This is a genomic window from Paenibacillus humicus NBRC 102415 (assembly GCF_004000905.1).
Taxonomy (GTDB): Bacteria; Bacillota; Bacilli; order Paenibacillales; family Paenibacillaceae; genus Paenibacillus_O; species Paenibacillus_O humicus.
Genome location: NZ_BIMD01000010.1, coordinates 47,721 through 69,884, shown reverse-complemented (window position 1 = coordinate 69,884; position 22,164 = coordinate 47,721). Strand labels below are relative to the sequence as shown.

The window sequence follows — 22,164 nt, the reverse complement described above, 5'->3', positions numbered from 1 at the left end:
GCATCGCAAATCAAAAAAAGAGGGCAGCCCCCCAGTCTTTGACTTTGGGGGCTGCCCTCTTATGGATTTACGCCATGACTTGGCAAATCTGGTTCGTGAACTCCACCGGATCCTCGATCGGCAAGCCCTCGATCAGCAGCGCCTGATTGTAGAGCAGCGAAGTGAACAAGCCCAGCTTGCTCTTGTCGTTCTCATAAGCTTCCTTCAGCGCGCGGAAGACATCGTGGCCGACATTCAGCTCCAGCACCTTCTGGGCTTTGACGTCGCCGCTGTTCGGCATCGCCTTCAGAATCTTCTCCATCTCGATCGTCACTTCGCCATCCGTGGCGAAGCAGACCGGATGCTTGCGCAGGCGCCTGGAAGCCCGCACGCCGCTGACCTTGTCGCCGAGCAGCGCCTTCATCTCCTCGAAGAGCGCCTTGTTCTCCTCATCGGCCTTTTCGTCCTCGGCTGTCTTCTCGTCCTCCTCGATGCCCAGATCGCCGCTGGAGACGGAGCGGAATTCCTTCTCCTTGTAGCGGGCAAGCATCTTCACGGCGAACTCGTCGATATCGTCGGTGAAGTACAGAATCTCGAAGCCCTTGTCGAGCACGAGCTCGGTCTGCGGGAGCTTCTCGATGCGCTCGGCCGATTCTCCGGAAGCGTAGTAGATATACTTCTGATCCTCGGGCATGCGGGCAACGTATTCAGCCAAGGTGACCAGCGCCTTGTCCTTGGAGGACGTGAACAGCAGCAGATCCTGCAGCGCGTCCTTGTGCATGCCATAGTCGCTGTAGACGCCGAATTTCAGCTGGCGGCCGAACGACTTGAAGAACTGCTCATATTTCTCGCGCTCGTCCTTCAGCATGCTCTGCAGAGCGCTCTTGATTTTGGATTCAATGTTTTTGGCGATCAGCTTCAGCTGGCGGTCATGCTGCAGCATCTCGCGGGAGATGTTGAGCGAGAGGCTCTCGGAGTCCACCATGCCCTTGACGAAGCTGAAGTAGTCGGGAAGCAGGTCGGCGCATTTGTTCATGATCAGCACGCCGCTGGAATACAGCTCCAGCCCCTTCTCGAACTCCTTGGTGTAATAATCGAACGGGATCGTCTCCGGAATGTACAGGATCGCCTGATAGACGACCGCGCCGTCGGCGCTCACATGCACATGCTTGAGCGGCTTGTCGAAGCCGTAATGCTTCTCGTGGTAGAACGCCTCGTAGTCCTCGGCCGTCAGCTCGCTTTTGTTCTTGCGCCAGATCGGCACCATGCTGTTGACCTGCTGCTCTTCGGTGTACGTCTCGAACTCATCCTCGCTGCCTTCCTTGAGACGGCTGGAGGAAACCTCCATCCGGATCGGATAGCGGATGAAATCGGAGTATTTCTTGATCAGCGCCTTGAGCCGGTAATCGTTCAAATACTCGTCGTAGTTGTCATCCTCGGTATTCCGCTTGATCTCCAAAATGATCTCGGTGCCGACCGAATCCTTGTGAGCTTTCTCGATCGTGTACCCGTCCGCACCTTCAGAGACCCATTTCCACGCCTCTTGTCCATCCAGCGGCTTCGTGACGACCGTCACGCGGTCGGCGACCATGAAGGCGGAGTAGAAGCCGACGCCGAACTGGCCGATGATGTCGCGGCCGTCCTTGGCTTCATTTTCCTGCTTGAAGGCAAGGGAGCCGCTCTTCGCGATAATGCCGAGATGGCTCTCCAGCTCCTCGCGGTTCATGCCGATGCCGGTGTCCCTAATCGTCAGGGTGCGCGCAGCCTGGTCGGGAATGACCTGGATGAAGTAGCTGTCCGGATTGAACGTCAGCTTCTCGTCCGTCAGCGCTTTATAGTAGATTTTATCGATGGCGTCACTGCTGTTGGAAATCAGCTCGCGAAGAAAAATTTCCTTTTGGGTATAGATGGAGTTGATCATCATTTCCAAAAGACGTTTGGATTCAGCTTGGAACTGCTTTTTTTCCACTTTGAAATCTCTCCTCTTGGATCGGGTAGATTAGCACTCGGAAATGAAGAGTGCTAAAACTTTATATACCACTCCGCAAATTGGCTTGTCAAGGATTGCCTCTGCTTCTAAGGGGGAAGCGATGAGGGCGGCGCTTCCTCGTGAACGGCAAGCCTTGAAAAAAAGGCAGCCGCAGCGCAGGACACCGCGTCCAGCTCTGCAACTGCCTTGGACTTGTCCAGTCCCCGCCCGTTCGACCGCTCTGCGCCATACACCCTGCTCCAAGCGGTTTCCCAGCCTTACCGTTCGACCTCTCCGCGCCTATACTCTGATCCTGCACGTTTTCCCAGCCTTGTCCGCTCAAACGTTCAGCCAGCTAAGCAGAGAGCCCGTTATGGACTGCCCCGCTAAGAGTTCCAGCCGCTTGGGCCATAGCCGAGAAGCTCCGCGAGCCTATTCCCCGTCTGCGGTCCCCAGCTCCTTGCCCTTGCCGCTGATCAGCTTGAGCTGATCGTTCTCGTATCCGACCTCGTAGGAAACCTCGAAGCTGCGGACGGACGTCTTGCCGTCCTGGCCATGCTCTTCGGCCGTAATGACGGCCTTGACCACGGCGGATCGCTCCCCGTCCTTGTCGACCTTGAGGCTTTTGATGACGACATTTTTGGTCGGCAGGTAGCCACGGCGGAAATCCTCGTAAGGATCCTGCTTCTTCCAGTTGATTCCCAGCAGCGAATACGCATAGACGTAATCGCCGTTGCTGAGGCTCTCGTAGAAGCGGGACACAAGATAACCGGCGTAGTCCGTAATGGATTTCTTGCCGGTCAGGGCGTTGGTCGCGCTCCCCGGAACGCCGGGCAGCTCCTTCATCGGTGTCTGCGACCATCCCTCGGCCGCGGACAGAATATCGGAGATCGGAATGCTGAACCCGATTTCTCCGTCCTGCATTTCCGCCGAGTTGATGCCGAGCACCATTCCCGTCCGCTGGTCGATGAGCGGCCCGCCGCTGTTGCCGGGAGCGATCGCGGCCGAAATCTGGTACATGTTCCGGTACGTGTACGGCTTCATCGAGAACGTGCGTCCCAGCCCGCTGATGATGCCCGGAGTTACGGTATTCTGCAATCCGAGCGGGCTGCCGACGGCCATGATGGCATCCCCGACCTCCACCCGCCCGCTGCGCTCCAGGCGCAGCGGCTCCGTTCCCTCCAGATCGGGCACGCGCACGACGGCAATATCGGTATCCGTGCCGATGCCGATCACCTCCCCCGTCAGCTCGCGGGCATCGGAAGTCGTCACTCTCACCGTTCTCGATCCCGCTACGACGTGGGCGTTGGTGATTATATCTCCCTTGGCGTTGTACAGAAAGCCGGATCCGAGGCCGCTTTCGCTCTGGATGGTGACGACTTTTTTCTGGATGCGGAAAATAATGTCCTTCAGCGCGGCTGCGTTGCCTGCAGCCGTACCCTCCGGCGGCGAAACCGCGAGCAGCGGCTCCATGCCCATCTGGCGGGGAATGTACCCGTGCAGCGCCAAGGCCGTCCCCGCTCCCGCAAGCAGAACGGCTGCCGCCGCAGCGGCCGCAAGTGGCTTCGTCAGCCTCATGGCGGTCCCTCCTTTCTTATTTCTCGCGACGCTTAATCGATATACCAAGTCGCGCTAGTAATCGCTACGGACGCCTCGCTCTTGACCGAAGCGTTCTTTTCGGTGAAGGCGGCGCTTCCTCCCGGCTCGATGACCCCTCCGCTCGAAACGGATATCGTGCCGGAGCCGACCTGCACCCCTTCCGCATCCTTGAGGACATAGAAGAGCCGGATGGCGCGGATGCCCCGGGTCGCCTTGCTCTTCAGCCGGCCGGTAATGACGGCGCTGCCTTCCTCGCCTATGGAAGCGTTCAGCTCGACGATGTCGAATGCATCCGTCTGATTTTGCCGCTGCTCCAGATTGGCCATCTGCATGGCCGCATTCAGCCGCTTGCGCTCCTGCTCCTCGTATTCTTCCTTCTCTTTGTCGATCCGGGCAGACATATCTTGAAGCTTCGACGTGTTCCCCGCATGGCTGACCGTCTCGTCCACAGCGGCGCGGGCGGCAGAGAAGTCCTTCTTCCTCAGCAGCTGCTGCGCCTGGTTGATGCCCATTTGGACCATGCTGTCCAAAATGCGCTGACGCAGCTCAGGCGCCCCGGGAGCCTGGAGTCCGCGCAGCCTCTGGAGCCTCTCCGCCATTTCCCGGATCGTTCCCAGACCGTCCAGCTCGCTCGACACTTGCTGCACGGCCAGCCTTGCCCCCGCTCCCGCCAGCTTGTCGCGGATCGGATCGAACAGCTCCTCGTGGCGGCTGCTCAGCGTCGCCTGCGCTTGGCGCAGCCCGCTTTCCGCCTTCTCCAGGCTGCCCTGGTCGAGCAGCAGCCCCGCCGCCTTGATGTCATCGTCGAGCTTGGCCGCCTGACGGACGATGTCGATATCCTTGGCAATGCCGGGATTGCCGGGCCGGGAAGCCGCCGCGAGCTCGAGCAGCTGCTCGGCATTCCGGTACTGCCCCGCCTTGGCTTCCTTTTCCGCCTGTACATGCCAGGAACGCACCTTGGCATTGACATTCCCGTCATGGACGAAGACGGCAAGCACGGCCAGACAGCTGATCAGCAAAGCAGCAGCCGGCAGCATCCATAGCCGGAAGTAGCCTGTCGCCGGTGCGCCCTCCGCAGCGATGGCAGGACGTTCAGCCCGGGACCGCTCCGCCTGCCCGCCTCCTCCATCCGCCTTGCGGCCGGACTCGCCATCGCGCGACATGCGGTTCCATATTTCCTGGGCTTCGCGGTCCTGAAGCGGCTGCGCGCTTGACCCGGCGCCGACATCCTTGATTTTTTCCAGCCATTCCGCCCGTTCGAGGCGGCGCGCCAAAATGGCCGCCGTATGGAGCGGCTTGCCGCAGCGGCTGCAGAACGAAGCTTCGTCGTCCATCGTCGCAAAACCGCAATAAGGACATGCCGTCCGCACTACCCGGCCGCGCTCTCCTTCACTGGTTTCCCTGCTCATCTTCCCAAGCCTCCACCATGTTAACCTGTTCCTATCGGTTTCTCTATCTATTACTAACGGATGAAGTCACGGAAAAGCAATCAAAAACCAAAAAACCGCCCAGACAAATTCCTGTGCCCCGGACGGTTCATGATTCGGATGACTGCCCCTGCTAGCGCAAACCTAAAGCAACTCCGTCTCCAGCTTGCTTCTCATATAATCCCGTACCGCCTGAGACAGATCCTCGCGTTCCAGCGCCATGTCGATCGTCGCCTGTACAAATCCCAGCTTATCACCGACGTCATGCCGGCGTCCCTGGAATTTAAAGGCATGCATCGGCAGCACGGAATTCAGCTTCTGCAAGCTGTCCGTCAGCTGGATCTCGCCGTTCTTGCCCGGCTCCGCTCTTTCGAGCAGGCGGAATACGGCAGGGTCGAGCACGTAGCGCCCGACGACAGCCCAATTGGACGGCGCTTCGCCGGGAGCCGGCTTCTCCACCAGGTTCCGGATGCGGGGGAACATGCCTTCGCCTTCCAGATCCGCGATGCCGTATTTGTGGGTCTGATCCCACGGGACTTCCATGACCGAGACGACCGAAGATCCGGTTTCCCGGTAGAAGTTCATCATCTCGCCCAGGCATGGCTGCGGCGAGCGCAGAATGTCGTCGCCGAGCAGCACCGCAAAAGGCTCGTTGCCGATGAAGCTGCGGGCGCAAAGCACCGCATGGCCGAGGCCAAGCGGCTCCCGCTGGCGGACGTAGACGATGTCGGCCAGCTTGGAAATGCTGCGGACGACCTTCAGCGTCTCCTCGTCGCCTCTTGCTTCCAGCTCGTTCTCCAGCTCGACCGATTTGTCGAAGTGGTCTTCGATCGCGCGCTTGCTGCGGCCGCTGACGATCATGATGCTCTCGATGCCGGATGCGGCGGCTTCTTCCACGATATATTGAATGGCCGGCTTGTCGATGAGCGGCATCATTTCCTTGGGCTGGGCTTTTGTTGCGGGCAGGAAACGGGTACCGAGGCCTCCTGCAGGGATGATCGCTTTGCGGATATGAGTCAAGTGGGGTCCAACTCCTTCGTCATGATAGAAACATGGCCGGATCCGGCCGACAAAATGCGATATGTAAATGAGTCGTTCAGTTCCAATTCCGTTGCTTCCAGTTTACCAATTCTTGTCGAAAGGCGCCAGCGGACGTATGAGAGGGCCGCCAAGGGGCACCATTCAGGTATATGCATCGGGGCGTTCCGCATGATCACAACCGAAAATTTAAGCATCGGCAGACAAAGGCGGATAATCGGCATGGCGGAGACGTTCCGGCGGCATGGGAAGCAGGCCCGCTTCCTTGAAGGACAGGCATTTGTATACTGTATCCATACGACGGCGGGAATAACCATTCCAGCCACAGCGAGCTTCCCTTGGAACCCGATGTCCGTCATCCGGAAGGAATCGATCTGTTCCTTGTTTCTTTTGCACCTTCGACCGCAGCTCGAAAGAATCCATCCTGTTCGGCTTTCTTTGGAATGATTCAGCCCTAAAACAAATTCGTTGTCTTATACTCAAATTTGAATATAATAAGAATGGATCTTAATTTGCAGGAGAAAGAAGGAGTGAATTCCATGTCGGAGAAAGGCGCTCGCCAGACCCGATTCGTCGTAGCCGGCCTTATGCTGGCCATTCTGATGTCAGCCATGGACAACACGATCGTCGCTACCGCCATGGGGCGGATCGTCGATGATCTCGGCGGGTACGACCAGCTCGTATGGGTGACATCCGCTTATATGATCGCCCTCATGGCAGGCACGCCGATTTTCGGCAAGCTGTCGGACATGTACGGCCGCAAGCGGTTTTTCATTTTCGGCATCATCGTGTTCCTGATCGGCTCCGCGTTGTGCGGCACGGCCGGCAGCATTACCCAGCTGAGCGTGTACCGGGCCATCCAGGGCATCGGCGGCGGAGCTCTCATGCCGATCGCGTTCACGATCGTATTCGATATTTTCCCTCCGGAGAAGCGCGGCAAGATGTCCGGCCTGTTCGGAGCCGTATTCGGCATCTCCAGCATCTTCGGGCCGCTGCTCGGCGCGGTCATTACCGACCATATCGGCTGGGAGTGGGTGTTCTACATCAATATCCCGCTCGGCATTCTCGCCCTGTTCTTCATCGGGACCTATTACAAGGAATCCCTCTCCCATTCCAAGCAGCGCATCGACTGGGTCGGCGCGTTCACTCTCGTCGGAGCCATCGTCTGCCTCATGTTCGCCCTGGAGCTGGGCGGCCAGAAGTACGCTTGGGATTCCGGCATGATTCTCGGCCTGTTCGGCGGGTTCGTCGTGCTGCTGGCGGTGTTCCTGTATACGGAAACGAAAGTCGCCGAGCCGATCATCTCGTTCAAAATGTTCCGCAAGCGGCTGTTCGCGAGCAGCGTGCTGACCTCCTTGTTCTACGGCTCGACTTTCATCATCGCCACGATCTATATTCCGATCTTCATCCAGGGCGTGTACGGCGGCTCGGCGACCAACTCCGGCCTGCTGCTCATGCCGATGATGATCGGCTCCGTCGTCGGCAGCCAGGTAGGCGGCTTCCTGACGACCAAGCTGAGCTTCCGCTCCATCATGATGATATCGGCCGTCTTCTTCCTGGCGGGTGTCGTTTCTCTCGGCTTCATCAGCCCGGATACGGCCCGCTTCGTCGTGACGCTGGAGATGATCCTGCTCGGCTTCGGCGTCGGCTACTCCTTCTCCGTGCTGAACATGGCCGCCATCGACGGCTTCGACATGCGCCAGCGCGGAGCGGCGACCGCCACGACGACGTTCATGCGCTCCCTCGGCATGACGCTCGGCATTACGATCTTCGGCATCATTCAGCGCAACATCTTCACCTCGCGGCTGGAAACCGCGTTCGGAGGCAAGGCGCCGATCGGCGGGGCAGGCGGGGGCAACCAGCAGTTCCTTACGCCTGAAGGCCGCAAGGCGATCCCTGCCGAAGTGCTGAGCAAAATCGAAGCCGCGCTCGCGACTTCCATCTCCCACACCTTCCTGTGGGCTCTTATCCCGGCTGTCGCAGCCGTCATCATGGTCCTGCTCATGCCGGGCACGCGCATGACGATGAGCCGCAAGCCTGAACCCAAGCAAGAGCTCCGCACGGAATAAGCGGCGGGCACATGCAGGTCAAAGCACAGCAAAGAAAAAAACAAGAACTCGAAAAAAGGTCCCTGACAAGGGGCCTTTTTTGGTTTTCGCCGCCTTCGTTGACAGACGGATTCAACTATATTATATTTAATACTAGTTAATAATAATTATAAATAAGGAGCTGATTTCTTTGACAACCCCATCCGCTGCTGCCATTCCATCGGTGTCTCAAGTGTTGAATCTCCACCTGGCCAATTGGAGCATTTTGTACGTGAAGCTCCACCAATTCCACTGGTATGTGAAAGGCCCCCAATTTTTCACCCTGCACGAAAAGTTCCAGGCTCTCTACGAAGAGGCCGCCTTACATGTCGACGAGCTCGCCGAACGGCTGCTGGCGGTCGGAGGCAAGCCGCTTGCGAGCATGAAGGAATATCTCGAGACGGCCACCGTCGAGGAAGCGGCGGGCAGCGAGTCCGCCATCGCCATGGTCCGGTCGGTCGCCGCCGACTTCAGAAGCATGATCGGCGAGCTCAAGGAAGGAATGGCCGCCGCTCAGAGCCGTCAGGACGAAACGACAGCCGATATGCTGCTGGCCATCCACACGTCGCTGGAGAAACATGTCTGGATGCTGGATGCCTTCGCAGCCGAGTAACCTCGGCTTATTGCCTTCCTCTCGAAGGATTTCGCTGCAAAACGAAGTTGAGATCGGAAAAAAAAGTTGAGATTGCAAAAAAAGGTTTGCGCAGCCATCCCTAGGGCGGCTTCCGAACCTTTTTGAGCTTTTTTGCCTATTTCTCTTTTTATTGAAGGTTACATCACAATCCTTGCCGGCCGTTTGGTGTAGCGGTTCGCATAGCTCGAGGCGCAGTAAGCCTCCGGCTTGACGCGGGGCACATAGCTGCCGATCGTCTCCACGCGGGCGATCATCTCCTGGACATACAGATGGGTCGGATTCAGGCAGGGCTCCGTGCCGGCATCGATATCGATGAACGTCCGAAGCTCGCCTCCCTGGTAGACGTACGGCAGAATCAGCTCTTCCATCGCCGGCACGATTCGATGCTCCTCCAAATATGCGGCCATTTCCTGGGAAAGGGAAGTCTCGAAGGCCAGCTTCTCGCGGATCGACGCCAGCTCCCTGTTCAGCACGAAAGGCCGGTAGCATGCCCAAGCCCCTTTGCCCACCCGTCTCAGAACGAGGCCCGTAATGAACTTGGTATGGCTTGGATGAACCTGGGAATCCGTCCCGATGGCAAAATGATACGCCGCCCGCGGATCCTCGCTTATGAAAGTCATCATCCGCTCGGCGACCTCGCCCAAGGTCAGATGCTGCTCCTTGACGTTGTGAAATCGAAGCCTGTTGCGGTAATCATGGGATTCCGGCTGTCTCTTGGACTTCGTCACGCTAGCTCTCACCCCGCCCTCGCTGTCTTACCGTCAGCTTATGCTTGGATGGCCTTGCCTATGAACCGGCCAAGCAGACGGCGCTCCCACGGCGGCTGCATCGGGTAGAAAAACAGCCGCATCCAAGCCTCGCCGAAACGAGGACAGGATGCGGCTTGTTCCATGCATGACGTCAAACGAGGGAGACAAGGGAGGAGGCGATCTTCTCCCCGTTCCAGAGAACGCTCAGCTCCTCGCCGTCCCGAAGGGCGGCGACGCCGGCCGGCGTCCCGGTGAAGACGATGTCTCCCCGGCCCAGGCCGTAACGGCGGCCGATATGCTCCGCGAGCACATCCGGCTTGAAGATCATATCCCGGGCGTTGCCCAGCTGGGCGACCTCGGAGCCGCGCAGCAGAGCGAAGTCGGCGGCCTCCAGCCCGGCTAGACCCGGATAAGGACGCCAAGGCCCGATCGGAGCGGAATTCCGGAAGCCCTTGGCGGCGAGCCATGGATGGCCCTTCTCCTTGAGCCTGCTCTGCACGTCGCGCAGCGTCAGGTCGAGGCCGAGCGTCATCGCGTCGAACAGCTCGTCCGCCTCGATTCCCGGTTCCCAGCCGCGTCCCGCGCGAAGCACGATTTCCAGCTCGAAATGCACCTCTCCTTCCCCGCCCGGCAGCTCGACGGCGCTTCCGTCCATCGGAATCAGCGAATGGGTCGGCTTGGTGAACACCATCGGGGATTTCGGCACTTCGTTGCCGAGCTCAAGGGCATGCAGCCGGTAGTTGCGGCCGATGCAATAAATATTGCGTACGGATTCAAGGCTGTAGTCTTCATAGGCACTCATGCAGGGTCAGCTCCTGTTCTTTGCTTTCTGGGCTTCGATTTGTTCCGCAAGCTCGTTCAGATAGGTCCAGCGCTCCATCAATTCCTCCAGCCTGGCCTCCAGGCTCTCCTGGCGGGCCATGAGCTCCTGCAGGCGCACCGAGTCGCTTCCCGAAGCGCCCATCTCCTCCTGGACCCGCTCCAGCTCGGCTTCCGCCTCCGCGATGCGGCCGTCGATGACCTCGAAATCCTTCTGCTCCTGATACGACATGCGCAGCTTGGATTCCTTGCGCGGAGCTTCGGCCGGCTCTCCCGGCCGGGAGGCGGCAGACGGGGATGACGCAGCCGCCCTGGAGGACGAGTCCTGGAGACTTCCCTTCTTCTGCAGCTGCTCCTCGTAGTCCGAATAGTTGCCCGTATGCTCCGTGATGGCGCCGTTCTCGAACGCGAAGATCCGGTCCACCGTCCGGTCCAGGAAGTACCGGTCATGGGAGACGACCAGCACGACGCCCGGGAAGTCGTCGAGGTAATCCTCCAGCACGCCGAGCGTCGCGATATCGAGATCGTTGGTCGGCTCGTCGAGCAGCAGCACGTTCGGAGCGCCGCTCAGGATGCGCAGCAGCTGCAGGCGGCGCTTCTCCCCGCCCGACAGCTTGGAGATCGGCGACCACTGCATCGCCGGAGGGAACAGGAACCGCTCCAGCAGCTGCCCGGCGCTGATCGTCGTGCCGTCGCCCGTGCGGACCTGCTCCGCCTGCTCGCGGATGTATTCGATGACGCGCATCGACTCGTCCATTTCCTCATGCTCCTGCGAGAAATAACCGAGCTTGACGGTCGGGCCGAGCACGACCTGTCCGCTGTCCGGCTCCATCCGGCCGGCGATCAGCTTCAGCAGCGTCGACTTGCCGCTGCCGTTGCGCCCGATGATGCCGACCCTGTCTTCCGGCACGGCGATGTAGCTGAAGCCGTTGATCAGCGACCGGTCTCCATACCCTTTGCTCACGTCTTCCAGTTCGATGATCTTGCGTCCCAGCCTGGAGGAGGCGACGGACAAGTCCAGCTTGCCGGAAGCCTTGCCCGGTCCAGCCTCCTTGAGAGCCTCGAAGCGCTCGATCCGCGCCTTCTGCTTCGTCGAGCGCGCCTTGGCGCCGCGGCGGATCCAGGCGAGCTCGTTGCGCAGCAGATTCTGGCGCTTGGACTCGCTCGCCGCCTCGCGCTCCTCGCGCTCCAGCTTCAGCTCCAGGAAGCGGCTGTAGTTGGCCGTATAGAAGAAGGCACGGCCCTGGTCCAGCTCGATGACGCGGTTGCTGACCCGATCCAGGAAGTAGCGGTCATGCGTCACCATGAGCAGCGCGCCGCGCCGCTTCTGCAGCATGCTTTCCAGCCACGCGACGGACTCGTTGTCGATATGGTTGGTCGGCTCGTCCAGAATGAGCACGTCGGATGGCGACAGCAGCGCTGCGGCCATCGCCACCCGCTTGCGCTGGCCGCCGGACAGCGTGCCGAGCTTCGCCTCGTAGCTCGTAATGCCGAGCTTGGAGAGAGCGGTTCGGGCATCGCTTTCCAGCTGCCAAGCATCCTGCTCGTCCATGGCCGCGTTGGCCCGGAGCAGCCGCTCCTGCAGCGCGACATCCGAGCTGCTCCGCTCAAGAGCCTCCAGCGCCGCCGCATAGTCCCGCACAGCCTTCAGCTGAGGCGAATCCCCGCTGAGCACATGCTCCAGCACGGTTTCCTCCGGATCGAACTCCAAGTTCTGGAGCAGCATCCGCACGCTGACGCGCGGCGGAATCACGACGCTGCCGCTGTCGGCAGGCTCGATTCCCGCAATCGCCTTCAGAAACGTCGACTTCCCGGTTCCGTTCACCCCGATGATGCCGATCTTATCGCCGTCGGATATTCCGAAGCTTACGTCTTCAAACAGTTTTTTCTCTCCGTAGGTTTTGGAAAGATGCTCTACCGATAACAGATGCATATCAGGCCCCGGCTTTCTTGTTTTCTCGTCCTTCCATCATACCACAACTTGGCGGCTGCGCAGCCGCCGTCCGGTTCCGGAAGTTCAGAACCCGAAGCATAAGCCGGTTCGGTCCGGACATCCCCCTTCACCCGTCTTGTCCGAAGGGTGGCTCCTGTACGGGAGGCTTATCGGCACAGCCCCCCGCCTTTTGCCGAACCGCGCTTCTTTAAAAAATCATTTCCAAGTCAGCTCTATCTTCATTTTCTGTTCATTTTGAAAGCGTAGGATAGGGAGCAATCCTTGAAACGAGGTGGATTCGATGAAACAGCGAATCGGCAAATGGAGAAAGTGGCAAATCGGCGCCGGCGGAGCGGCGGCCCTGTTTGTTTTGTTCAGCACCGTGCAAAACAGCACCGCCTTTCAGGAAAAGATCCAGTCCGGAGGAAACGGATCCGGCCCGGCATCGGAATCGGATGCCTCTGCCGCCGATCGGGACAGGCTCATGGACGATTGGCGATCCGGCAGCATGGACAACGGCGGAGCTTTCGACGGGGACACCGGCAGCCGTACGGGCAGGCATGGCCGGAGAGGCGGCTCCTTCCCGTCCGACGGAGCGGCAGGCGGCGGATCTCCAAGCGGCGGCTGGAGCCAATCCGACAGCGGCGGGGGCATGAGCTCCCGCTCGGGAGGCTCCTGATCATGCCGGCCGAATCCCGAATCGCGTTGAGGGCAATGAATACGGACATAACGGCCATTCTCCGCTGGCCCGACGATCGGACTCCCGATACGCCGGCCTATCATTCGCTGGTCAGCCGCTGGTTCCGCGATGTCGAGGCGAGGTTCAGCCGCTTTTTGCCCGGCAGCGAGCTCAGCGCCCTGAACCGGACCGGCGGCTCCTGGCAGCTCGTATCGCCGATGATGGAGGAGGTGCTCGCGCTGGCGCTGCAATGCTGCCGACAGACCGGCGGCGCCTTCCACCCCGGCCTGCTCCGCCAGCTGCAGCGGGAGGGCTATCTCCGCTCCTTCGAGCATGCGGCCACCTTCCGGCCTGCCGAAGCCTCCGGGCAGGCTGGACTCCTCCGCCCGGATCCGGGCGGTCATGCCGCCGCCGAGCCATTCGAGCTTGACGGGCGCATGGGCGCGGTGCGTCTCGCCCCCGGCAGCGAGCTCGATCTCGGCGGCATCGTCAAGGGCTGGGCCGCTGACCGGCTCGCCGGCTGGCTCCGCCGGAGGCACGGCTTCCCTGCCGGCATCGTCAATGCCGGAGGCGACCTCAGCGTATGGCAGGAGGACGAGGAAGCTCCTTCCACGGTCATCGCCATCGAGGATCCCTGGGACACCGGCAGGGATGCGGCGCGCCTGTCGCTGAAGCGTGGAGCCGCAGCAACCTCCTCCACCTTGAAGCGGCGCTGGGGAGAGGACGGATCCGGCCTTCATCATCTCATCGATCCCCTTGCCGGACGCAGCGCAGCGAGCGGCATCGTCCAGGCGACGGTCGCCGGGGCGGAGGCGGCCGAATGCGAGGCGTGGGCCAAAACCTTCTGCATCTGCGGATTGGAGGAAGGCGCGGCCCGGATGAAGCTCGGCGCTCCCGGCTGCGAAGCCGCCGTCATCACGGATAAGCGCAAGCTGATTCTGATCCCTTCCCGAAATCCCGGACGCTTCGTCTGGGAGCCCGGCACGCTGACAATTCAGGAGGCGACGATATGATTCAATGGATGGTGGAATGGCCGACATGGCAGCTGACGAGAATCGCCGGCATCGCGGCTTACCTGGCCCTGTTCGGAGGCATGACGCTGGGCATCCTGTACGGCTATCCCTTTTTGAAGGGAGCATCGAAGATCTCGGTCTACCGCTGGCACAGCCGGCTGACGGTCGCCGGCACGGCGATCGCCCTGCTCCATGCCGCCGTGCTCGTCATTGACACGTATACGCCGTTCACCTGGGGAGAGCTGCTCCTTCCATTCTCCGCGCATGACCATCCTGTCCTGTACGGCATCGGAAGCCTCGCCCTGTACGGCATGCTGCTCCTCATCCTCACGACGGATCTGCGCCCTCGCCTCAAGCGGCCTCTATGGCTCGCGATCCACATGCTCGCGTACCCTATGTTCGCAGCAGCGCTGCTGCATGGACTGCTGGCCGGAACGGACAGCTCTCTTGGCGTCGTCCAAGGGATGTACGCCGTGACCGGAGGAGCGACGCTGCTCCTGTTCTGCGGACGCCTCATCCCCCGCAAGCCCGCAGCCCGGGCGGAAATCCTTCCCGGTCCGCGCAGGCCGGATGGAAGCCGCCGGCAGCAAGCTTCCCGCGGCTCCGATGCAAGCTGAGGATGCTCCGGCAGCCGGACTTCGGCAACAGTCCGGCTGCACATCCCTCCGCGATTTCGATATGATCCATCCAACTCAGCTGCAGCTATCCGCAGTTGTTGCCCATCCATCCTCCCTGTCTATTCCTTGCCGAGCTTTTCCCATTCATGTTCCTCATTCATGTTCCTCATTCATGTTCCAAGCGATCAGCGATTGCCGGTCTCCCGCAATCTCTTCCCTTCCATCGAATTTTCATCTCCCCGCCTGTCCATGCTAAGATAAGACATAGACATGAAAGACCTATCAACGGACAGACAGCGGGGGTTGACATCATGCTTTCCTTCATCCTCACCAGCAAGCGATTCGTATCCGCCTTCTTCCACGCCTTCAAGGACAAGGAGTTTCAGGCGCTCTTCTTCATTGCGGCCGTCACCTTGTTCTCCGGAACGATGTTCTACCGTTCCGCCGAAGGCTGGAGCACCGTCGACGCCCTGTATTTCTGCGTCACGACGCTGACGACCGTAGGCAGCAGCCTGGAGCCGCAAAGCGACTTCGGCAAAATCTTCACCATGATTTATGTATTCGTCGGCATCGGCATCATCTTCGGCTTCATCCGCACGCTCGCCTCCCATATCCGCATCGGCAGGCGCTGAGCGCCGCGCAAGAAACGTGCTTCGTTTGACCCTATGAAAAAAAGGGACAGTCCCCGGTCATTTGCATGACTTATGGGACTGTTCCTTTTTGAATGCCTGTTTCATCGCCCGAGCTTTCAGAAAAGCCGCCAATCCATCCTTGCTCCCCGGTCAGAAGAACAGGGGTTCCGGCTCCGCGGCGGAGAGCCTCCTGGCGCTCCGGCTGTGCGGGATGCACATCGGCGTTCCATGAAGCGGATCCGCCATGATGTCGCATCGGAGCCCGAACACTTCTTCGATCATCGCGGAGCTGACGACCTGCTCCGGCGCTCCCTGCGCATAGATGGAGCCTTCCTTGATGGCGACGATATGGTCGGCATAACGGCATGCCAGGTTGATATCATGCAGCACCATGACGACCGTCCGCTTCTCCGAGGCGTTGAGCTCGTCCAGCAGGTCCAGCACCTCGATCTGATGAGTCAGATCGAGATACGTCGTAGGCTCGTCGAGCAGAATGATTCCGGTCTGCTGCGCCAGCGTCATGGCGATCCACGCCCGCTGGCGCTGCCCGCCCGACAGCGAATCGACGCTGCGCTCGCTGAGCTCCGACATTCCGGTCGCCTCGAGCGCCTCGGCCACCGCCGCTTCATCCTCCCGCGACCACTGCTGCAGCCAGCTCTGGTAGGGATAGCGGCCCTGCTTGACAAGCTGGAGCACGCTCAGCCCCTCCGGCGCCTGCGGTCCTTGCGGCAGGATAGCCAGCTTGCGAGCGACCTCCTTGGTCGACATCCGGGAGATGTCGCTGCCGTCGATGACGACCGAACCCTGCTGCGGCTTCAGCAGACGGGCCATCGAGCGCAGCAGCGTCGATTTCCCGCAGCCGTTGCTGCCGATGAACACCGTCACCTTGCCCTCCGGTAGGGTCAGATCCAGGTTTTCAAAGACATGCGCCCCTCCATAAGAGAGCGCCAGCCCCTTCGCTTCCAGCATCCCCATCTTCGATTGCCTCCTGCCTGTCATGAATTGCGGTGCCGATACAGCATGTAAAGGAAAAACGGAGCGCCGATCGCCGCCGTGAATACGCCGGCCGGAATATCGAGAGGCGAGAAAGCCGTACGCGCGGCAAGATCGGCCGTGAGCAGGATGATGGCGCCGATCAAGGCGCTTGCCGGCAGCAGTCCGCCGAAGGACGAACCGACAAGCTTGCGCGCCATATGAGGGGCCATCAAGCCGATGAAGCTGATCGCCCCTCCAATGGCGATGGCGGCTCCCGCGAGCGCCACGCTCAGCAGCAGCAGTATCAAGCGGCTGCGCTGCACATGCGCCCCTGCGCTTCCGGCCACTTCGTCGCCGAGCGCCTGGATGTTCACATGCCGGGCCTGGAACCAGGCCAGCGGCAGCAGCGCCGCCACCCATGGGAGCAGCGTGTAGACATCCTTTTCCCAGGAGACTCCGTAAATGCTGCCCGTCATGAACGTCAGGGATTTGACCGTCAGAATGAGCGGACCGGAGATGATCAGCATGTAGGATAGCGATTTGAAAGCCGCCGACAGCCCCGTGCCGATCAGCACAAGGCGCAGCGGCGAGACGCCGCCCCGCCAGGACAGCAGATACAGCAGCGCCGTAACCGCGAATGCGCCCCCGATGGCCGACACCGGCATCCAGGAGATAGGGACGGAGCCGCCCAGCAGGAACAGGAACAGCACCGCGCCCAGCGACGCTCCCTCGGTGATTCCGGTCACATCCGGGGATGCGAGCGGATTGCGGACAAGACCTTGCAGAATGGCTCCAGCAACTGCCAGCGAAGCCCCGACAAGCACAGCGATGACGATTCGCGGCAGCCGCAGCTTGTTCACGATGACCTCATGAGCCGCAGTCCCTTTGCCCGCGATGGAGCGGATCACTTCTAGAGGCGACACATAAAGGCTGCCGATGCCGGTGCTGACAATCATCATGGCCGCGCACAGCAAGGCGAGAATGACGAGCACCCAGGTCGTGCGGCGCTCGAGCAGGAACGACAGCCGCGGCCTGTCCATGCGCAGGGAACGGTATCTGCTCATCGTGTCACCCTCCCCGACCGCGCGATGTACACGAAGAAGGGAACGCCGATGACCGCCGTCATGACACCCACGGGCACTTCCTTAGGCATCGCGATGTACCGGGAGCCCAGATCGGCCGTCACGAGCAGCAGCGCGCCCAGCACGGCGCAGTAGGGAATCATCCAGCGGTAGTCGCTGCCTGCGATGCGGCGCGCGACATGCGGCACGATGATGCCGACGAAGGCGACCGGTCCGGCCGCAGCCACGGAAGCTCCAGCCAGCAGGATGATGGACAGGGCCGCAGCCCCTTTCATCCGGGCCGTGCTCTGCCCGAGTCCTTGCGCGATGTCGTCGCCCATGGCGAGCACATTGAGATGGCGGGACAGGACGAGCGCCAGAAGCATCCCGATGCCCATATAGGGAAGCACGGCGGTTAGGGCATTCATCTCCCGGCCCGCGACGGAGCCGACCAGCCAGACGAGCACTTGGTCGAACATTTTCCCGCTGGTCAGCATATACCCTTGCGTCACGGAAGCGAAAAAAGCGGCGATGGAAGCTCCGGCCAGCGTGATTTTCACCGGGGTCATGCCGTCCTTGCCCATGCTGCCCATGACAAAAACGATCAGCCCGCTGATTCCCGCTCCGGCCAGAGCCATCCAGGTCTGAGCCTGCATGCTCTCGAAGCCGAGCAGCCCCGCGCCGATGACAGCAAAAAAAGCCGCCCCCGCATTCACCCCGAAGGTGCTTGGAGAAGCGATCGGATTGCGCGCGATGACCTGCATGAGCGCTCCGGCCACGGCGAGGCAGGCGCCTACGGAGGCCGCGATCAGCGCCCGGGGAACCCGGGCCGTTCGGATGATGAGCTGCTCCTGCGTTCCGCTGTATCCGGTGAAGGAGCCGATGACATGGCGGAGCGGAATATCGGCCGTCCCGAATGCGATGCTGCATAGAACCGCGAAGGCCAGAAGCGTCATAAATAGAACTATTCCCGTAAGTCTCATGTCGGCCTGCTTTCTTGTTCATAGAACTCTCTTCATCTGCTGCTTCTGCCCGACACCTGCGTTGCCCTCCGCTTCCGCTTCCAGGGTCTTCAAAGCCGTCCAGCCGGATTAACGCGTCTCGGATTCGAAAAGCAGCAGTGGCTATGGAAAAAGTGTAGAAGAAGAATACGGCCCTGTCAACGATTCTGATAATCATTCTCAAATATTCATTGACAGGCTATCCCTTCTTCTCTAGAATTTCTACCTGTACTGATAATGGTTATCATATTAGACATAAAGGGGATTAAGAGAGATGAACAAACGCTTTCTGACCTTCATGGTCTCCATCCTGCTGGTCGGCCTGCTGGCCGCTTGCGGCAGCAACAATAACGCGAACAACTCGGCGAGCGAGCCTGCGGCCAATCAGCCCGCCGCGGGCACCGGAGAGGGATCCTCCGGCGGCGATGCGGAGCGTGTCGTCAAGCATGCGCTCGGAGAAACGATTATCAAGGGCACGCCGCAGAAGGTCGTCGTGCTGACCAATGAAGGCACCGAAGCGGTGCTCGCTCTCGGCGTGAAGCCAGTCGGCGCGGTCAAGTCCTGGACAGGCGATCCTTGGTACAAGCACATCAAGGACAAAATGGAAGGCGTCACCGTGCTCGGCGAGGAAAGCCAGCCGAACATCGAGCTGATCGCCGGCCTGCAGCCCGATCTCATCATCGCCAACAAGATGCGCCACGAGAAGATCTATGAGCAGCTGAGCGCCATTGCGCCGACCGTCGAAGCCCAAGACCTTCGCGGCTATTGGAAGGAAAACTTCACTCTCTATGCCGATGCCCTGAACAAAAAAGCCGAAGGCGAGAAGCTGATCGCCGACTTCGACGCGCGCATCGAGGACTTCAAGGCCAAAGCCGGCAGCAAGCTGAATGAAACGGTATCGATGGTGCGCTTCATGGGCGGCAAGACGCGCGTCTACCACACCGACACGTTCTCCGGCATCATCTTCGATCAGATCGGCATTGCCCGCAACGCGATGACGAAGAACAGCAAGGAAACGTTCGTCGACGAAATCACCAAGGAGCGCCTGCCGGAAGTCGAAGCCGACCGTCTCTTCTACTTCACCTATGACACCGGCGACGGCAAAGGCAATGCTACCGAACAGGAATGGACGGGCGATCCTCTCTGGAAGAGCCTTAAGGTCGTCCAGGAAGGACGGGCCAAGCGCGTAGACGACGCCATCTGGAATACCGCCGGCGGCATCCTGGCCGCCAACCTGATGCTCGACGAGCTGTATCAGATCTACGAAGTGTAGCCTCGCTCGACCTTCAAGCAGAAAAGAAGAAGCTCGCCCTGCAAATGGTTTACGGGGCGAGCTGTTTTTTATTTGAAAACGGTTTTCGACTCCATCTTTAAGAACAGTCCCTTGATTCTTTCCCACTAACAAAAAAAGCCCCGTCATGTTCACATGACGGGGCTTTGCCCTTTCTTGGCTCTTTCTCTTCCTAGCGCTTGCCCGTCATCTTCTCCGGACGGACCCACTCGTCGAACTGCTCGGAAGTGAGCAGGCCGCTCTTGATCGCGCTCTCCTTGAGCGTCGTGCCTTCCTTATGCGCCTGCTTGGCGATCTTGGCCGCATTCTCGTAGCCGATATGCGGATTGAGCGCCGTCACGAGCATCAAGGACTGATCCAGGTTGTGCTTCAGCGTGTCGAGGTTCGGCTCGATGCCGACGGCGCAATGCTCGTTGAACGAGAGCATGGAGTCGGAGAGCAGCACGACGGACTGCAGGAAATTGTAGGCGATGACCGGCTTGAACACGTTCAGCTCGAAGTTGCCTTGGCTGGCCGCGAAGCCGATCGCCGCATCGTTGCCCATGACCTGGCAGGCGACCATCGTAATGGCTTCGCACTGCGTCGGATTGACCTTGCCCGGCATGATGGAGCTGCCCGGCTCGTTCTCCGGGATCGTGATCTCGCCGATGCCGCTGCGCGGGCCGCTGGCGAGCCAGCGCACGTCGTTGGCGATCTTCATCAGGTCGGCCGCGAGGCCCTTGATCGCGCCATGCACCCAGACGATCTGGTCGTGGGACGTCAGGGAATGGAACTTGTTCGATGCCGTCACGAAGTTGTGGCCGGTAATCTCGGCCACCTCGGCCGCTACCTGCACCGCGAATTCCGGATGCGCGTTGATGCCGGTGCCGACCGCCGTGCCGCCGAGCGCGAGCTCGCGGATGGCGTCGACGCTGCTCGTCAGCATCCAGGACGATTTCTCCAGCATCGCTTCCCAGCCGCTGATTTCCTGGCCGAGCGTAATCGGCGTCGCATCCTGCAGATGCGTGCGGCCGATTTTGACGATGTCGTCGAACTTGACGCTCTTCTCGTGCAAGGTCGCCTTGAGCACCTCGAGCGCCGGCAGCAGGCGGGTCGATACCGCGATGACCGCCGCGATGTGCATCGCCGCCGGGAACGTATCGTTGGAGCTCTGCGAACGGTTCACGTCGTCGTTCGGGTGGATGCGCACGGAGGAGCCTTCCGCCTCCAGCAGCTGGTTCGCGCGGCGGGCGATAACCTCGTTGCAGTTCATATTGGTCTGCGTGCCGCTGCCCGTCTGCCATACGACGAGCGGGAACTCCCCGTCATGCTTGCCCTCGAGAATCTCATCGGCCGCGCGGCAGATCGCGTCGGCCTTTTCCGGCTCCAGCACGCCCAGCTTGCGGTTGGCCTGAGCCGCCGCTTTTTTCACATATGTCATCGCTTTGACGACCTCAAGCGGCATCTTCTCCCAGCCGATCTTGAAGTTCTCGCGGCTGCGCTGAGTCTGAGCGCCCCACAGCTTGTCCGCGGGAACCTTGATTTCGCCCATCGTATCCTTCTCAATCCGGTATTCCATGATTCCATTCCGCCTCTCTTAAGTCGATAAACCGCTTACCTTCACTCTCCCATTTTACCCAATCCGGGCGCCTGCCGCCAGCGGGGCATGCCCGCCGCGCGCTCAGGCCCTGGCGTCCCGGTAAGCTTGGACGTAAGCCTGGGCCTGCCGCTCGATCAGCGTGTAATCCCCGTGCTTCACCGCTTCCTTGGTCAGATCTCCGCCGATGCCGACCGCGACCGCGCCGGCCTTCACCCACTGCGCCAGATTGGCCAGCGAGACGCCGCCCGTCGGCATGATGTTCGCTTGCGGAAGCGGGCCCTTGACGGCCGTAATCATATCCGGGCCGAACGCGCTTCCCGGAAACAGCTTGACGATGTCCGCTCCGAGCTCCATCGCGGTCTGGATGTCCCGGATCGTCATCGTTCCCGGCATGACCGGCACCGCATAACGGTTGCACAAGCGAATCGTGTCGGGATTGACAGCCGGCGCAACGACGAACTCCGCGCCGCTCAGAATGGCCGCGCGGGCCGTCTCGGGATCCAGCACGGTTCCGACGCCGATGATCGCGTAGGAGTCCGATGCGGGATCCGCCTTGCTGGAATACTCTGCGGCCAGCTGCTGGATCGCCTGCAGCGCCATCGGCACGGTCATCGTAATCTCGATCGCCTTGATTCCCCCGCGGATGGCATGCCTCGCCATGCGGGCGACCTCCTCCGCCGAATCCGCGCGCAGCACGGCTACGACGCCCGCTTCCGCGATTGCTTGAGTCACTCTCAGTTTGCTAAGCATGTCAGCTTCCTCCCCGATTCTTCTGCTCTACGAGCCTCGGCGGCCGGCCTCGTCATGCTGCCGGCCGTGCGGCGATCGCCGCACGGCTGCTTCCCCGCCTCCGGATCGGACAGCCGCCTGAACGGTAGGCTGTCCGATCGCTTTCTTCCATTGTCTCACTAGCCCGTCGCCACCGTCAATCATCGAAGCTATCCACAGAAAGGCCTCTTCCGCATGGAAGAGGCCGATTCATTTTTTATCCACAAGGGGACAACAACTGCCGAAAAAGCCTTTATGATTCCATAAGTTCACGGTTGCAGGCTGCCCGTTCAAGTTATCCCTACAACCCTGTG

20 protein-coding genes are annotated in these 22,164 nt (G+C 60.5%); 7 read left to right on the top strand and 13 right to left on the bottom strand.

Annotated elements, in window-relative coordinates; all coding sequences use genetic code 11:
* Positions 1-67 precede the first annotated feature (67 nt).
* The 4 genes from htpG to galU all read right to left on the bottom strand — a co-directional run bounded on the left by htpG (position 68) and on the right by galU (position 5,994).
* Entirely contained in the window at positions 68-1,948 is a 1,881-nt protein-coding gene (gene htpG / locus PHU01S_RS09085) for a molecular chaperone HtpG (protein ID WP_127507249.1), read from the bottom strand.
* A gap of 432 nt (positions 1,949-2,380) precedes the next feature.
* A complete protein-coding gene (locus PHU01S_RS09080) occupies positions 2,381-3,526 on the bottom strand; it encodes a S1C family serine protease (RefSeq protein WP_049868296.1) in 1,146 nt (381 codons plus the stop codon).
* Between the two features lie 32 nt (positions 3,527-3,558).
* On the bottom strand, positions 3,559-4,956 hold the full coding sequence (locus PHU01S_RS09075; protein ID WP_127507247.1) for a zinc ribbon domain-containing protein: 1,398 nt from the start codon (positions 4,954-4,956) through the stop codon (positions 3,559-3,561).
* Positions 4,957-5,118: 162 nt separating this feature from the next.
* Complete coding sequence (gene galU / locus PHU01S_RS09070; protein ID WP_083436264.1) at positions 5,119-5,994, bottom strand: UTP--glucose-1-phosphate uridylyltransferase GalU; 876 nt, start codon at positions 5,992-5,994, stop codon at positions 5,119-5,121.
* A 557-nt stretch (positions 5,995-6,551) separates the two neighbouring features.
* On the opposite strand from galU, the gene PHU01S_RS09065 reads away from it, so the two are divergent.
* Complete coding sequence (locus tag PHU01S_RS09065) at positions 6,552-8,081, top strand: MDR family MFS transporter (RefSeq protein ID WP_127507245.1); 1,530 nt, start codon at positions 6,552-6,554, stop codon at positions 8,079-8,081.
* Between the two features lie 193 nt (positions 8,082-8,274).
* The gene (locus tag PHU01S_RS09060) at positions 8,275-8,712 is read left to right on the top strand and encodes a Dps family protein (RefSeq protein WP_048744956.1); all 438 of its coding nucleotides are present in this window, start codon (positions 8,275-8,277) and stop codon (positions 8,710-8,712) included.
* A 158-nt stretch (positions 8,713-8,870) separates the two neighbouring features.
* Here PHU01S_RS09060 and PHU01S_RS09055 read toward each other — a convergent pair whose 3' ends face one another.
* The 3 genes from PHU01S_RS09055 to PHU01S_RS09045 form a co-directional block, all read right to left on the bottom strand.
* Positions 8,871-9,461 carry a ribonuclease H-like YkuK family protein gene (locus tag PHU01S_RS09055; RefSeq protein WP_048744935.1) on the bottom strand — a complete coding sequence of 197 codons (591 nt, stop codon included), beginning with the start codon at positions 9,459-9,461 and terminating at the stop codon, positions 8,871-8,873.
* A 172-nt stretch (positions 9,462-9,633) separates the two neighbouring features.
* Positions 9,634-10,284, bottom strand: coding sequence for a fumarylacetoacetate hydrolase family protein (locus PHU01S_RS09050; protein WP_021880250.1), 651 nt, complete (start codon positions 10,282-10,284; stop codon positions 9,634-9,636).
* A gap of 6 nt (positions 10,285-10,290) precedes the next feature.
* Positions 10,291-12,234 carry an ABC-F family ATP-binding cassette domain-containing protein gene (locus PHU01S_RS09045; RefSeq protein ID WP_127507243.1) on the bottom strand — a complete coding sequence of 648 codons (1,944 nt, stop codon included), beginning with the start codon at positions 12,232-12,234 and terminating at the stop codon, positions 10,291-10,293.
* 301 nt (positions 12,235-12,535) lie between these two features.
* On the opposite strand from PHU01S_RS09045, the gene PHU01S_RS25725 reads away from it, so the two are divergent.
* The 4 genes from PHU01S_RS25725 (at position 12,536) to PHU01S_RS09030 (ending at position 15,175) form a co-directional block, all read left to right on the top strand.
* Positions 12,536-12,913, top strand: coding sequence for a hypothetical protein (locus PHU01S_RS25725; RefSeq protein WP_164763031.1), 378 nt, complete (start codon positions 12,536-12,538; stop codon positions 12,911-12,913).
* Between the two features lie 35 nt (positions 12,914-12,948).
* On the top strand, positions 12,949-13,926 hold the full coding sequence (locus PHU01S_RS09040; RefSeq protein ID WP_218032435.1) for an FAD:protein FMN transferase: 978 nt from the start codon (positions 12,949-12,951) through the stop codon (positions 13,924-13,926).
* Positions 13,923-14,543, top strand: coding sequence for a ferric reductase-like transmembrane domain-containing protein (locus PHU01S_RS09035; protein WP_049868300.1), 621 nt, complete (start codon positions 13,923-13,925; stop codon positions 14,541-14,543). Before PHU01S_RS09040 ends, PHU01S_RS09035 begins: the two co-directional genes overlap by 4 nt.
* A 311-nt stretch (positions 14,544-14,854) precedes the next feature.
* Positions 14,855-15,175 (top strand): potassium channel family protein, encoded by a 321-nt coding sequence (locus tag PHU01S_RS09030; protein ID WP_048744939.1) that lies wholly within the window; start codon positions 14,855-14,857, stop codon positions 15,173-15,175.
* 150 nt (positions 15,176-15,325) lie between these two features.
* Here PHU01S_RS09030 and PHU01S_RS09025 read toward each other — a convergent pair whose 3' ends face one another.
* The 3 genes from PHU01S_RS09025 to PHU01S_RS09015 are packed head-to-tail and all read right to left on the bottom strand — an operon-like array spanning position 15,326 to position 18,194.
* On the bottom strand, positions 15,326-16,150 hold the full coding sequence (locus PHU01S_RS09025) for an ABC transporter ATP-binding protein (RefSeq protein WP_127507239.1): 825 nt from the start codon (positions 16,148-16,150) through the stop codon (positions 15,326-15,328).
* A 20-nt stretch (positions 16,151-16,170) separates the two neighbouring features.
* Positions 16,171-17,214: a FecCD family ABC transporter permease gene (locus PHU01S_RS09020; RefSeq protein ID WP_021881101.1), complete on the bottom strand. Its 1,044-nt coding sequence runs from the start codon at positions 17,212-17,214 to the stop codon at positions 16,171-16,173.
* The gene (locus tag PHU01S_RS09015) at positions 17,211-18,194 is read right to left on the bottom strand and encodes a FecCD family ABC transporter permease (RefSeq protein WP_048744941.1); all 984 of its coding nucleotides are present in this window, start codon (positions 18,192-18,194) and stop codon (positions 17,211-17,213) included. The genes PHU01S_RS09020 and PHU01S_RS09015 overlap by 4 nt, the downstream gene beginning before the upstream one ends.
* A gap of 292 nt (positions 18,195-18,486) precedes the next feature.
* Here PHU01S_RS09015 and PHU01S_RS09010 point away from each other — a divergent pair, with 292 nt between their 5' ends.
* Positions 18,487-19,485 (top strand): ABC transporter substrate-binding protein, encoded by a 999-nt coding sequence (locus PHU01S_RS09010; protein WP_127507237.1) that lies wholly within the window; start codon positions 18,487-18,489, stop codon positions 19,483-19,485.
* A gap of 190 nt (positions 19,486-19,675) precedes the next feature.
* Here PHU01S_RS09010 and fumC read toward each other — a convergent pair whose 3' ends face one another.
* The 3 genes from fumC to PHU01S_RS26880 form a co-directional block, all read right to left on the bottom strand.
* Positions 19,676-21,061: a class II fumarate hydratase gene (gene fumC, locus PHU01S_RS09005; RefSeq protein WP_048744942.1), complete on the bottom strand. Its 1,386-nt coding sequence runs from the start codon at positions 21,059-21,061 to the stop codon at positions 19,676-19,678.
* Positions 21,062-21,163: 102 nt separating this feature from the next.
* Positions 21,164-21,832 (bottom strand): bifunctional 2-keto-4-hydroxyglutarate aldolase/2-keto-3-deoxy-6-phosphogluconate aldolase, encoded by a 669-nt coding sequence (locus tag PHU01S_RS09000; protein WP_048744943.1) that lies wholly within the window; start codon positions 21,830-21,832, stop codon positions 21,164-21,166.
* A gap of 27 nt (positions 21,833-21,859) precedes the next feature.
* On the bottom strand, positions 21,860-21,991 hold the full coding sequence (locus PHU01S_RS26880; protein ID WP_281279747.1) for a hypothetical protein: 132 nt from the start codon (positions 21,989-21,991) through the stop codon (positions 21,860-21,862).
* Positions 21,992-22,164: the final 173 nt, after the last annotated feature.